This is a genomic window from Luteimonas lutimaris (assembly GCF_039537065.1).
Taxonomy (GTDB): Bacteria; Pseudomonadota; Gammaproteobacteria; order Xanthomonadales; family Xanthomonadaceae; genus Luteimonas; species Luteimonas lutimaris.
Window position 1 is genome coordinate 68,708 of the sequence record NZ_BAAAZU010000003.1, and the last position, 12,326, is coordinate 81,033.

Below are 12,326 nucleotides of genomic sequence, written 5' to 3' on the forward strand. Positions count from 1 at the left end.
GCGGCCTACCCGCGGCGGGCGCGGCCATGGCCGCGGTGCGATCGCCCCCTGTTCTTGCCCTGGCTCGGGTTCCTGTTCCGGATCGGAGGCGATCGCGGCCATGGCCGCTCCCACAGAGGCGCAAAGGGGTTGCGGGTATTCCTGAACCCAACGGTCCTGTTTTGCACTGCAGCGTGCAAAGCGGCTAACGAATCCTTCACGATCAATCCGCACCCGACGTGGGGGAGGGAGCAAAAGCCCGGAACGGTTCGCCGCTCCGGGCTTTTTTTATCCCGGGATCCGGGCTGCAGGGCTGCGGACCCGGGGCGCGGCGCGACGGATGACACAATCGCGGGATGAACGACCCGAACGCCCGCGCCGTGCCGGTTGCCGACCCCCGCGACGTAGCGCGCGCGCTGGCGCGGTTTCCGCCTGACACGCTCGCCGACCCCGCGCTGCGCGCGAAGCTGGAGCGGGTGGCGGTCGCCAGTGATTTCGCGATGGGCGCGCTGGCGCGCCAGCCTGACCTGCTGCAGGGGCTGGCCGCGGACGACGGCGCACAGCCGCTGCCGCCGCCCGCGCTCGATGCCGGCAACCGCGGCGACTGGCCGGCGCTGCTGCGCCGCCACCGCATCGCCGGCTCGACGCGACTGGTCTGGCGCGACGTACTCGGGCTGGACGACGTCGACGCCACCCTGGCCGGCAGCACGGCGCTGGCCGAACAGTGCCTGCAGGCCGCGCTGTCGGCGCTGGAGGACGACTTCGCCAGCCGCCACGGCGTGGTGCGCGACCGCGACGGCAATGCGGTGCGGCTGGTGGTGTTCGGCCTGGGCAAGCTCGGCGGCGGCGAGCTCAATTTCAGTTCCGACGTCGACCTCGTCTACGCCTACGCCAGCGATGGACAGAGCGATGGTCCACGCCCGCTCGCGGCCGAGGCGTATTTCGCCCGGCTCGGGCAGCAGCTGGCGAAGCTGCTCGACGAGATGACGGCCGACGGTTTCTGCTACCGGGTCGACCTGCGCCTGCGGCCGTTCGGCAACGCCGGGCGGGTCGCGCTGTCGTTCGCGGCGATGGAGCAGTACTTCCAGCGCGAAGGTCGCGACTGGGAGCGCTACGCCTGGCAGAAGGCGCGGCCGGTGGCCGGCGACCTCGCCGCGGGGGATGAATTCCTCGCCACGCTGCGGCCGTTCGTCTATCGCCGCTACCTCGACTTCGGCGCGCTTGACGGGCTGCGCTCGATGAAGGCGGCGATCGCGGCCGAAGTCGCGCGCAAGGACTTGGCCGACGACATCAAGCGCGGGCCGGGCGGGATCCGCGAGATCGAATTCCTCGCCCAGGCGCTGCAGCTGATCCACGGCGGCCGCGACGCGCGCCTGCGCAGGCGCGCGCTGCTGCGCGCGCTCGACGCGCTGTGCGCGGCCAACCACCTGTCGGTGGAAACGCGGGACGCGCTGGTCGACGCCTACCGCTACCTGCGGCGGCTGGAGAACCGGCTGCAGATGCTGCGCGACGCGCAGGTGCACGCGCTGCCCGGCGACGCGGGCGATCGCGAGCGGATCGCGGCCGGGCTCGGACATGCGGGCTGGGCGGCGCTGCGCGACGAGCTCGACGTGGTGCGCGCGCAGGTGGCGGACGAGTTCGATGCCCTGCTGGCGCCGCGCCGGCAGAAACCGGAGGCCGGTGCGCTGACCGGCTACTGGCAGGCGCTGCCCGACGGCGGCGACGTGGCCGCGCTGGCCGCCGCGGGCTACGACGAGCCTGCGGCCGCGGACACCGCGCTGCGCGACTTCGCGCGCACGCCCGGCGTTCGCGACCTGTCCGACAGCGCGCGCGCGCGGCTGGACCGCGTGGTGCCGGTGCTGGTGGAAGCCGCGGGCGCGGCGATCGATTCGCAGCTGGTGCTGCGGCGGCTGCTGGCGCTGCTGCACAACATCCTGCGCCGCGCCAGCTATCTCGCGCTGCTGGACGAACAGCCGGCGGCGCTGTCGCGGCTGGTCGACGCGGTGGTGCGCAGCGCCTTCCTCGCCGAGCGCGTGGCGACCCTGCCGCTGCTGCTCGACGAACTGCTCGATGCGCGCGTCGCTGGTCCCTTGCCGGAACGCGAGACCTTCGCGCCGCAGTGCGCGCAGGCACTGGCGCACGAGGACACCGAAGCGGCGCTGATGGTGCTCAATGAAACCCGCCAGGCGCTGAGCTTCCGCATCGCCCTGGCCACGCTCGACGGCCGCCAGCACGCGCGCGACAGTGCCCGCCAGCTGGCGTGGCTGGCCGATGCGGTGATCGGCGTGGTGTTGCAGCTGGCGCTGCGCGAGATGCGCCGCGCCCACGGCGACATCGCCGGCGCGCGCTTCGGCATCGTCGGCTACGGCAGCCTCGGCGGCGAGGAGTTGGGGTTCGGCTCGGACCTGGATCTGGTGTTCCTCTACGACGCGCCGCGCGTTGGCGACGACGGCGACCTGCAGTCCGATGGCGACCGCCCGCTCGACGCCGCGCGCTGGTTCGCGCGGCTGGCGCAGAAGATCGTGGCACTGCTGGGCACCGTCACCGCCGCCGGCCGGCTGTACGACATCGACGTGCGCCTGCGCCCGGACGGCGGCAAGGGCCTGCTGGTGTCGACGCTGGCCAGCTACGACGAGTACCAGCACAGTCGCGCGTGGACCTGGGAACATCAGGCGCTGGTGCGTGCGCGCTTCGTCGCCGGCGACGACACGCTGGGCGACGCGTGGCGGGCGATCCGCGGCGATACCCTTGGCCGTCCGCGCGGCGCGGCGGCGCTGCGCGACGACGTGGACGCGATGCGCCGGCGCATGCGCGCCGAACTCGACCGCAGCGATACCGGCGGCTTCGACCTCAAGCAGGGCGAGGGCGGGCTGGTGGACCTGGAATTCCTGCTGCAGTACCTGGTGCTGCGCGACGCCGCGCAGACGCCGTCGCTGCTGCGCCCGCGCGATACGCCGGGCCTGATCGACGCCTGCGCGGAGGCAGGCCTGTTTGACGACGACACCGCGGCCGCGCTGCGCGATGCGCACGGCGTGCTGCTCGCCTCCGGCCTGGACTGCACGCTCGACCGCCGCCGCCGCTGGGTGGTGGAGAACGACGCCGTTGCCGGCGCCCGCGCGACCGTGCGCGCCGCCGTCGCGGCGGCCGGCCTGGTGTTCGACGAACGCCGCGGCGCCCCGCGCGGGGAAACCCAGGAGATGCGCCGGCTGTTGTAGGAGCGGCTTCAGCCGCGAGCTCTTGATGGGCTCTTGTAGGAGCGACGGAAGTCGCGATGCTTTCCCGACGAAGCCTTTCGCGACTTCCGTCGCTCCTACAAACGCAACGGCGAAACGCTCGCGGCTGAAGCCGCTCCTGCAGGTTTGCGGAAGATCGGGCGTTGCGGGGATCAGGCGAGGCGCTGGCGGATTTCCCCGGCCACGCGGGCGGTCTCCCGCAGCGGTTCGACCTCGAACGCCGCCAGCGTCCGGTCTAGCGCCCGGATCCGCCCCCGCGCCAGCAGCGCGTCGAGGAAGCGCCGCGGGCGACCGGGCATGCGCCCGGGTTCGAACACGTACACCGGTGCGTGCGTCGCGCAGGCTTCGGACACCATGTTGACCGAGTCCGCGGAGCAGACGATGCGGTCGGCCCAGGCCAGCAGGCCGGGGTAGGGATTGGGGCCGTCGCTTTCGTCGCGCCAGGCCAGGCCGCCGCCGCGGCCGTAGCGCGCGTGCAGCGCGGCGCGCACCTGCGGCGGGGTGCGCCGCGAGGCGGTGGCCAGCACGCTGCCGCCGTCGCGGGCCAGGGCGGCGTCGAGCCGGGTGGCCAGCGCCTCGAACGCGGCCGGGTCGAAGCGCGCGTGCGCGCTGTCGCCGCCGAGCAGGAGCGCCGTGCGCGGGCGCGGCAGGGTTTCGAGCGCGGCGAACTGCGCGCGGGCGCGCGCCAGCCAGGCGTCGTCGACCGGGTTCAGGCCGCCGAGGGTGGTGATGACGTTGGCGCCGGACAGGCCGTCGTGTTCCGGGGCGATGACGATGTCCCAGTGTGCCGGGTCGATGCGCGGATCGAGGATTTGCACGACTTTGGCGCCGCGTGCACGCAGCAGGCGGGTGGCCAGTGCCGCCTGGCGGCCACAGCCGACGGCGACTGCCGGCGGCGCGGCCAGCAGGCGGGCGAACCCGTCCCCGAATGCACCGCCGCTGCCGGGCAGCCGGCGCGGCGCCAGCCAGCGCCAGGGCGCACGTGGTGCCAGCGTGGCGTGGACCGGCTCACCGCCGCCGGCCAGCGCCGCGGCCAGCGCGTCCGCCTGCCGGACGTTGCCGGCGCGCCCGTCGCTGATCGCGCATGAATGTGCATAATCGATCAAAATATCGCCTGTCGTTCTGTTTGTGTTGGCAATACGTTCCGGCGATGGGGCTGTCCGGCCATCCGCGGAACTCTACACTGGCGCCTTCGCCGCGATTGCGCCGGTTCCACCGACAAATCTCCAGGAGTCCCATGACCGCTGCCCTGCCCGATGCCGCCCTCGACCAGCTGTTCCGCAATGCCCGCAGCTACAACGCCTTCAGCGGGGAGATCAGCGACGAGACCCTGCACCAGCTCTACGACCTGGTGAAGCTTGGCCCCACCGAGGCCAACACCACGCCGGCGCGGTTCGTGTTCGTCAAGTCGCCGGCCGCGAAGGAGAAACTGGGCCCGGCGCTGTCGGAGGGCAACTTCGCCAAGACCATGGCCGCGCCGGTGACGGTGATCGTCGGCTACGACATGCGCTTCCACGACAAGCTGCCGTACCTGTTCCCGCATACCGACGCGAAGTCCTGGTTCGACGGCTCGCCGGAGGAACGCATGTATCGCGTCGCCCTGCGCAGCTCCAGCCTGCAGGGCGCCTACCTGATCATGGCCGCGCGCGCGCTCGGCCTGGACACCGGCCCGATGTCCGGCTTCGACACCGACAAGGTGGACGAGGCGTTCTTCAAGGGCACCACGATCAAGTCCAATTTCCTGCTCAACCTGGGCCAGGGCGACCCGGCCAGCATCTTCCAGCGCTCGCCGCGCCTGGGCTTCGACGAAGCCGCGCGGATCGAATGACCGCCCGCCCACCTGCCACCCCCATTCCGGAGATTTCCCCATGAAACGCATCGCCCTTGCCGCCGCCCTGTCGCTGTTCGCCGCCTCGGCCCTGGCCGCGCCGGTGACCTACAAGCTCGACCCCACCCACACCGACGTGATTGCGCAGTGGAGCCACTTCGGTTTCTCCAACCCGTCGGCGCACTTCGGCCAGGCCGACGGCACGCTGGTCTATGACGCCGACGACGTCGCCGCGTCCAGCGTCGAGGTCACGCTGCCGCTGTCGGGCCTGAACGCGTTCGTGCCCGACCTGACCAAGCACCTGCTGGCCGCCGATTTCTTCGACGCCGACCAGTTCCCGACCGCGACTTTCAAGAGCACCGGCGTCGAACCGGCCGGCGAGGGCAAGCTCAAGGTCAGCGGCGACCTCACCATCAAGGGCGTCACCAAGCCGGTGGTGCTGGACGTGACCCTCAACAAGGCCGGCGTGCATCCGATGGCCAAGCACGAAGCAATCGGCTTCGACGCCACGACCACGATCAAGCGCAGCGATTTCGGCGTGGATGCCTACGTGCCCAACGTCAGCGACGAAGTGAAGCTGCGCATCACCACCGAGGCCGCTGCGGCCGAGTAATCGCGCGCCGGTTCACACAGCCGCCGCGCCCGCAATGGCGCGGCGGTTCTGTTTCCGCCTCCAGACGAGGACATCCCATGCAGGTCCTGCGCACCGCCGCCGAGCGCGGCCACGTCCAAGCCGGCTGGCTCGACAGCCACCACACGTTCTCCTTCGGCCACTACCACGACCCGGCCTGGATGGGCTGGGGGCCGCTGCGCGTGATCAACGAAGACCGCGTGGCGCCCGGCGCCGGCTTCCCGCCGCACGGCCACGCCAACATGGAGATCATCAGCTACGTGCTCGAAGGCGGACTTGCGCACCGCGACGACAAGGGTGGCGAGGGCGTGCTGGGCCCGGGCGAACTGCAGTGGATGGGCGCCGGCCACGGCATCGAGCACAGCGAGTTCAACGCCTCGAAGGACGTGCCGGTGCACTTCCTGCAGATCTGGATCCAGCCCGACCGCGTCAACGCGCCGCCGGCGCACGCGCAGCAGGCCTTCGACCCGCAGGCCCGCCGCGGCCGCTGGGCGGTACTGGCGTCGCCGGACGGCGCCGGCGGCAGCCTGGCCATCCGCCAGCAGGCCTGGCTGCATGGCGTGCAGCTGGGTGCGGGCGAGTCGGTGGTGTTCGCGCTCAAGCCCGACCGGCGCTACTGGCTGCACCTGGCGCAGGGCACCGCCGAAGTCGACGGACGCGCGCTGTCGGCGGGCGATGCGATCGGTTACGTGGACGAGTCGGGCGAGTTGCGGATCGAGGGTGTGGGCGAGGCGGTTGCCGACGTGCTGTTGTTCGACCTGCCGGTCTGAGGCTCTTCTGCTTGTGCTCTTCTGCTTTTGAAGACAGGGAATCACCGGCGTCGCCCGCAGACCCGGAGGGCGCCGCACATGGATGTGCGGCGTTTTTCTATGGGGCAGGATGCCCCTTAGAAAAATCCCCGCAACAATGACTTCCCGGGTTTGCCTTGGGCACAAAGCGTTTTTCTTTGCTTCGTTTCTTTTGACGCTTATCAAAAGAAATGAAGTCGCCGAAGGCGAAAGCTTCTGACTTTTGCACTTACTCGCTTTGAGCGGCTTTGAGCCTGGGTTTTCGATGAAGCAAAAACCAAGGGCGTTTCGTCCGCTTCGCGGCCGAGTTCATTTCTTTTGATAAGCGTCAAAAGAAACAGAACCAAAGAAAAACGCTTTGTGCCAACAGCACACCCGGCGCTTCGTTGGTGAAGGGATTTTTCGAGAGGGCATCCTGCCCTCGCGAAAAACGGCGCACATCCGTGTGCGCCGCCCTCCGGGTCTGCCGGCATCGGCTGGGCGGTTGGATCTTCAGAAGCAGAAGCAAGGGCAAAGCCGGACCGTTGCGGGACAAGACCGGAAAAAGCGGCAAGTGGGCCGCCCCGGCCCCTGGCTTGGTAAACTGCACGCCTCCCGTGCCCGGCTTCCTCCCGCCATGACCGCAGCCAACGCCAGCCCCGTGCAAGCCAACGCCCAGCAGCGCTACGAGGTGCATCGCGCCGACCTGCCGCTGAGCTGCCCGCTGCCGTCGATGGGGCTGTGGAACTCGCATCCGCGGGTGTACCTGCCGATCGAGGCCGACGGCGGGGAGTCCGATTGCCCGTACTGCGGCGCGCACTTCGTGCTGGTCGACTGATCCGGCCGCGGCGGCCGGCAGGGGCATGTCCCGCGCGCTGACCGTCGTGCAGCTGTTGCCGGCGCTGGAGTCCGGCGGCGTCGAACGTTCCACCCTCGAGATCGCCGATGCGCTGGTGCGCGCCGGGCACCGGGCCGTGGTCGTGTCCGCCGGTGGACGGCTGGTGCGCAGGCTGCTCGACTCGGGCGCCGAACACGTCGCCCTCGACATCGGCCGCAAGTCGCTGGCCACGCTGGGCACCGTGCGGCCGTTGCGCGAACTGCTGGTCCGCGAGGGCGCCGACATCGTGCACGCGCGTTCGCGGCTGCCGGCGTGGATCGGCTGGCGCGCGCTGCGCGGCATGGGCGAAGCGGTGCGCCCGCGTTTCGTCACCACGGTGCACGGGCTCAATTCACCGTCGCGCTACAGCGCGATCATGACCCGCGGCGAGCGCGTGGTCTGCGTTTCCGACACGGTGCGCGAGTACGTGCTGCGCCACTACCCGCGCACCGATCCGGCCAGGCTCCGGGTGGTGCCGCGCGGCATCGATCCGGCGGCGTTCCCGTTCGCGCCCTGGCACGACCGCGTCGCGCGCGCCGGCGCGGCCGCGCCGCATCCGCGGCTCGGCGGCGACGGCCCGCTGCTGCTGCTGCCCGGACGCGGGACGCGCCTGAAGGGCCACGCCGATGCGCTGGCGCTGCTGGCGCGGCTGCGCGCGGATGGTCTCGATGCGCGCCTGTGGATGCCGGGTGCGCGCGACCCGGCGCGCGTCGACTACGTGGCCGAGCTCGAGGCGCGGGCCGCCGATCTCGGCATCGCCGACGCCGTCGCGATCACGCCGCCGACCGCCGCCATCGCCGAGGCCTACGCCGCCAGCGACTTGGTGCTGCAGCTGTCGCGCAAGCCCGAGGCCTTCGGTCGCACGGTGATCGAAGCAATCTCGGTCGGGCGCCCGGTGCTGGGCTGGGCGCACGGCGGCGTCGGCGAGCTGCTGCGCGAGCTGCAGCCCGGTGGCGCGGTCGCGCCGTTCGACGAATCGGCGCTGCACGCCGGCGCGCGCGCGCTGCTCGACGGCCTGCCGGCGCACCACGTGGCCACCCCGGCACAGCCGGACCGGCTTGCACGCTATTCTCTGCGGGCCATGCAGGAAGCCACGCTCGCCATCTATGACGAACTCGCCGATGACCTCCCCGCCCGCCGCTGACGCCGCCGGCCCCGCGACGCCGCGCAGCGGCTGGCGCTGGGCACCGTACTGGGTGCTGGCCTTCGTCGTGCTGTGGCCCGCGCCGGGCATCGCCGAGGGCGTGCTGGTGCTCGGTGCGCTGGCGGCGATCATCAAACTCGTCACCACCCGCTTCCGCGGCGGCACCGAGCTGCTCAGCGGCCCGGCCTGGGCACTGACCAGCGCGCTGTTCTTCGCTTACTGGCTGCCGCAGCTGCTGTCGGCCTTCGACGCGATCGACGCGCGCGAGGCGTTCTACAAGTCCGCCACGGCGCTGCGCTACCTGCCGTTCCTGTGGCTGGTCGCCTCGGCGGTCGCCGACCGGCGCGGGCGGCGCATCACCTTCGGCGGGCTGGCGGCCGTCGCCTCGGTGTGGACGCTCGATGCGCTGGCGCAGGCGCTGCTCGGGACCAGTCCGCTGTTCTGGGGGCTGGACGCGCTCAAGCAGCTGATCGAACACAAGCCGATGTGCAGCGCCGAGGAGATCGCCGCGCTCGACCGGCTCAGCGGCGTGCTCGGGCCGTGCAACCTCAAGCTCGGCATCGTGCTGGCGAGCCTGTCGCCGTTCGTGCTGTACGTCGCCGGGCGCCGCTTCGGCAGCCTCGGCTGGATCGTGGCCGCAGGGCTGGTGGGCCTGGTCATCCTGCTGGGCGGTGCGCGTGCGTCCTGGGTCACCTACGCGCTGGTGCTGCTGTTCTCCGGCTGGCGCCTGCTGGGCTGGAAGAAGCTGCTGGGCGTGTTCGTCTTCGGTGGCGCGCTGCTGCTGGTGCTGGCCGTGACCGTGCCGCAGGTGCACGATCGCATCGAACGCACGTCGCAGGCGCTGGCCGCCGACGAAACCGGGCTGGACGACGCGCTGTCCGGCCGCGGCCGGATCTGGGGCGCGGCGCTGTGCATGGCGCGCGAGCACCCGGTCAACGGTGTCGGCGCGCGCAACTTCCGCGACGCGTTCCCGGCCTGCGACCCGGAGCCGGACGAGATCCCGGCCTGGGGCGAGGGCCCCGCCTACCACGCGCACCAGATCGTGCTGGAGATCCTCAGCGAGACCGGCCTGCTCGGCCTGCTGCTGTGGCTGTCCGGCGCGGCGCTGGCCTGGCGCGCCTGGCGCTACGCCGACGAGCGCGCCCGCGACCGCGCGCGGCCTGCGATGCTGGCGCTGGCGGTGACGGTATTCCCGTTCAACACGCACCTGGCGTTCTATTCGACGTTCTGGGGTGGACTGACGCTGCTGCTGGTGGCGCTGTTTGCGGGGAGCCTGCTGGCGAGGCAGGAGGCGGTGGCGGATGGGGGCGGGGCGACAAAGTGATGCTTCGTAGCGCTTGTCCCGACTGCAGGAGAAGAGCCTGCTCGCGAGGATGGAGTGGCGCGAAGCGGACTGTCTTTGTGCCGTGACGATGAGCGCGCGCTCCGGCCCGTCTCCCGTTTGCGGGAAAAGGTGCCCGAAGGACGGATGAGGGAGCGAGCGCAGCGAGCTGCTTTCCGCTGGACGTTCGCATGGTGCGCCGCTCGGCAGGCGCTCCTGGACCGGGTCGTCAGGCCTTGCCGGCGTACGGCGAGGTGCCGTCCGGCCTGCGCTTGAAGCGGCGGTGGATCCACAGGTACTGCGCGGGGGCGGCGCGGGCCATGGTTTCGATGGCGGTGATGACGCGGGCGGTATCGGCCGTTGCGTCTTTCGAGGGGAACTCGTCGAAGGCCGGCCACAGCTTCAGCGCGTAGCTGCCGTCGGCGCGGCGGGCGTGCTGGAAGACCAGTACGGCGGCGCCGGACATGCGGGCGAGCTGGTGGGTGGAGGTCAGGCTGTGGGCAGGCTGGCCGAAGAAGGGCACGTAGACGCTGTCGCCGCGGCTGGGATCCTGGTCGGGGGCGTACCAGAGCAGGCCGCCGCGCTTGAGGTGGCGGACCGCGCCGCGCACGTCCTGCTTGGGGAACATCGCCGCCGCGTAGCGCGCGCGGCCGCGGCGCACGGCCCATTCCATCGCCGGCTGCGCGTGCGGGCGGTACATGCCGGCGAGCGGGACGTGGTCGCACATCAGGCGGCCGCAGACTTCCAGGGTGGTGAAGTGGCCGGACACCACGATCACGCCGCGGCCGGCGGCGCGCGCGGCGGCCATGTGTTCCAGGCCTTCGACCTCGATCCCGCGCCGCAGCGGGTCGACCGAACCCCACCAGGCGCGCGCGAATTCGAACACGCCGATCGCCAGCGAGCGGAAGTGCTCGCGCAGCAGTGCCTCGCGCGCGGGAGCGTCGAGTTGCGGGAAGCACAGCTCCAGGTTGCGCAGCGCGATGCGCCGGCGCGCGCCCAGCAGCGTGCGCAGCACCGCCCCCAGCGGCGTGCCGAGCGCGCGCTGCCACGACCACGGCAGCCGCGCGAGCGCGGCCATCGCGCCGATGCCCAGCCATGCCGGCCAGTGGCGCGGGCCCAGCGGCGGCGGTCCGATATCAGGGGCTGCGCTCATGCGGCGATTCTACCGGCCTGCTCCGCTATCCTTCCCCGATGCGGAAAGACCCCGTCGAGCACCTGCTGCGCGCCCTGTACTCGGCCGCCCTGTACCTGCTGGTGCCGGTGACGGTGTACCACCTGATCTGGCGCGGCTTCCGCCAGCCCGAGTACTTCCAGCGCTGGAACGAGCGCTACGCCGCGTACGGCGCGCAGTCGCACGGCGAGACCGTGTGGATCCACGCGGTGTCGGTGGGCGAGGTCGGCGCGGCGGCACCGCTGATCAATGCGCTGCTGCGCGAACGGCCGGACCTGCGGCTGCTGGTGAGCACGATCACGCCGACCGGCTCGTCGCGCGCGCGCGCGCTGTGGGGCGACCGCGTCGAGCATGTCTACCTGCCATACGACCTGTCCGGCGCGGTGCGCCGCTTCCTGGCCCACTACCGGCCGCGGCTGGGGCTGATCGTGGAAACCGAGCTGTGGCCGAACCTGCTGTTCTGCTGCCGCGACCAGGGCATCCCGGTCTACATCGTCAACGCGCGTCTTTCGGAACGCTCGTTGCGCGGCTACCGCGCCCTGCGTGCGCTGGTCGGCCGCGCCCTGCGCACGCTGCGCGCCGTGGCCGCGCAGTCGCGCCGCGACGGCGAGCGCTTCGTGCGCCTGGGCGCGAAGCGCGACGCGGTGGTGGTGACCGGCAACCTGAAGTTCGACATCGGTACCGACCCGCGCTGGCAGGCCTCGGCCGCGACGTTCCGCGAGCACGCCGGCTCGCGTCCGGTCTGGATCGCCGCGAGTACGCATCCGGAAGAGGAGGCCATGGTGGTCGCGATCCACCAGCGCCTGCGCCAGCGCTGGCCGGACCTGCTGCTGCTGTGGGCGCCGCGCCACCCCGAGCGCTTCCGCCCCGCGTCGCAGGCCGCGATCGACGCCGGCTGGCGCGTGGCCACGCGCCGGCTCACGCGCTGGCCGGACCCGGACGACGCCGTGTTCGTGGTCGATACGCTGGGCGAGCTGATGGATTTCTACGCCTGCGCGCAGGTCGCCTTCGTCGGCGGCAGCCTGCAGGACATCGGCGGCCACAACGTGCTCGAACCGGCCGCGGTCGGCACGGCCGTGGTCACCGGCCCGCACCTGCACAACTTTGCCGACATCGCGCGCCAGATGCAGGCCGCCGGGGCGATGGTGGTGGGGCAGGACGCGGATGCGGTCGCCGATGCCGTCGAGGCGCTGCTCGCCGACGAGGCCCGCCGTTCGGAGATGGCCGCGGCCGGGCTGGTGCTGGTCGAACACGGGCGCGGCGCGCTGGCGAAGACGCTGGCGCTGGTGGGCCGCGACCTGCCTGCGCCGCCGGCGACCTGACCGCATCGCAAGCCGGCCCCGGAAACGCAAACGGCCCGGCGTGGGCCGGGCCG

10 protein-coding genes are annotated in these 12,326 nt (G+C 71.8%); 8 read left to right on the plus strand and 2 right to left on the minus strand.

The window, feature by feature from the left end; translation table 11 throughout:
- Nucleotides 1–335 precede the first annotated feature (335 nt).
- Nucleotides 336–3,194, plus strand: a complete 2,859-nt coding sequence (glnE, locus tag ABD679_RS02425; protein ID WP_344758353.1) for a bifunctional [glutamate--ammonia ligase]-adenylyl-L-tyrosine phosphorylase/[glutamate--ammonia-ligase] adenylyltransferase — start codon at nucleotides 336–338, stop codon at nucleotides 3,192–3,194.
- 170 nt (nucleotides 3,195–3,364) lie between these two features.
- Here glnE and ABD679_RS02430 read toward each other — a convergent pair whose 3' ends face one another.
- Complete coding sequence (locus tag ABD679_RS02430) at nucleotides 3,365–4,318, minus strand: mitochondrial fission ELM1 family protein (RefSeq protein ID WP_344758354.1); 954 nt, start codon at nucleotides 4,316–4,318, stop codon at nucleotides 3,365–3,367.
- Between the two features lie 131 nt (nucleotides 4,319–4,449).
- On the opposite strand from ABD679_RS02430, the gene ABD679_RS02435 reads away from it, so the two are divergent.
- The 6 genes from ABD679_RS02435 to ABD679_RS02460 all read left to right on the plus strand — a co-directional run bounded on the left by ABD679_RS02435 (nucleotide 4,450) and on the right by ABD679_RS02460 (nucleotide 9,783).
- Nucleotides 4,450–5,040 carry a malonic semialdehyde reductase gene (locus tag ABD679_RS02435; RefSeq protein ID WP_344758355.1) on the plus strand — a complete coding sequence of 197 codons (591 nt, stop codon included), beginning with the start codon at nucleotides 4,450–4,452 and terminating at the stop codon, nucleotides 5,038–5,040.
- 40 nt (nucleotides 5,041–5,080) lie between these two features.
- The gene (locus tag ABD679_RS02440) at nucleotides 5,081–5,653 is read left to right on the plus strand and encodes a YceI family protein (protein WP_344758356.1); all 573 of its coding nucleotides are present in this window, start codon (nucleotides 5,081–5,083) and stop codon (nucleotides 5,651–5,653) included.
- Between the two features lie 77 nt (nucleotides 5,654–5,730).
- On the plus strand, nucleotides 5,731–6,441 hold the full coding sequence (locus tag ABD679_RS02445; RefSeq protein ID WP_344758357.1) for a pirin family protein: 711 nt from the start codon (nucleotides 5,731–5,733) through the stop codon (nucleotides 6,439–6,441).
- A gap of 634 nt (nucleotides 6,442–7,075) precedes the next feature.
- Complete coding sequence (locus tag ABD679_RS02450) at nucleotides 7,076–7,276, plus strand: zinc-finger domain-containing protein (protein ID WP_344758358.1); 201 nt, start codon at nucleotides 7,076–7,078, stop codon at nucleotides 7,274–7,276.
- Nucleotides 7,277–7,301: 25 nt separating this feature from the next.
- Entirely contained in the window at nucleotides 7,302–8,459 is a 1,158-nt protein-coding gene (locus tag ABD679_RS02455) for a glycosyltransferase (protein ID WP_344758359.1), read from the plus strand.
- A complete protein-coding gene (locus tag ABD679_RS02460) occupies nucleotides 8,422–9,783 on the plus strand; it encodes an O-antigen ligase family protein (protein WP_425561831.1) in 1,362 nt (453 codons plus the stop codon). The genes ABD679_RS02455 and ABD679_RS02460 overlap by 38 nt, the downstream gene beginning before the upstream one ends.
- Nucleotides 9,784–10,009: 226 nt before the next feature.
- Here ABD679_RS02460 and lpxL read toward each other — a convergent pair whose 3' ends face one another.
- A complete protein-coding gene (gene lpxL, locus ABD679_RS02465) occupies nucleotides 10,010–10,933 on the minus strand; it encodes an LpxL/LpxP family Kdo(2)-lipid IV(A) lauroyl/palmitoleoyl acyltransferase (RefSeq protein ID WP_344758361.1) in 924 nt (307 codons plus the stop codon).
- A gap of 38 nt (nucleotides 10,934–10,971) precedes the next feature.
- Here lpxL and waaA point away from each other — a divergent pair, with 38 nt between their 5' ends.
- Nucleotides 10,972–12,273, plus strand: coding sequence for a lipid IV(A) 3-deoxy-D-manno-octulosonic acid transferase (waaA, locus tag ABD679_RS02470; RefSeq protein WP_344758362.1), 1,302 nt, complete (start codon nucleotides 10,972–10,974; stop codon nucleotides 12,271–12,273).
- The last annotated feature ends 53 nt before the right edge of the window (nucleotides 12,274–12,326 follow it).

Excerpts from the sequence above, each read along its gene's own strand:
- glnE (WP_344758353.1), top strand. The coding sequence starts at position 336 with ATGAACGACCCGAACGCCCGCGCCGTGCCGGTTGCCGACCCCCGCGAC.
- ABD679_RS02435 (WP_344758355.1), top strand. The coding sequence starts at position 4,450 with ATGACCGCTGCCCTGCCCGATGCCGCCCTCGACCAGCTGTTCCGCAAT.
- ABD679_RS02440 (WP_344758356.1), top strand. The coding sequence starts at position 5,081 with ATGAAACGCATCGCCCTTGCCGCCGCCCTGTCGCTGTTCGCCGCCTCG.
- ABD679_RS02445 (WP_344758357.1), top strand. The coding sequence starts at position 5,731 with ATGCAGGTCCTGCGCACCGCCGCCGAGCGCGGCCACGTCCAAGCCGGC.
- ABD679_RS02450 (WP_344758358.1), top strand. The coding sequence starts at position 7,076 with ATGACCGCAGCCAACGCCAGCCCCGTGCAAGCCAACGCCCAGCAGCGC.
- ABD679_RS02455 (WP_344758359.1), top strand. The coding sequence starts at position 7,302 with ATGTCCCGCGCGCTGACCGTCGTGCAGCTGTTGCCGGCGCTGGAGTCC.
- ABD679_RS02460 (WP_425561831.1), top strand. The coding sequence starts at position 8,422 with ATGACGAACTCGCCGATGACCTCCCCGCCCGCCGCTGACGCCGCCGGC.
- lpxL (WP_344758361.1), bottom strand. The coding sequence starts at position 10,933 with ATGAGCGCAGCCCCTGATATCGGACCGCCGCCGCTGGGCCCGCGCCAC.
- waaA (WP_344758362.1), top strand. The coding sequence starts at position 10,972 with ATGCGGAAAGACCCCGTCGAGCACCTGCTGCGCGCCCTGTACTCGGCC.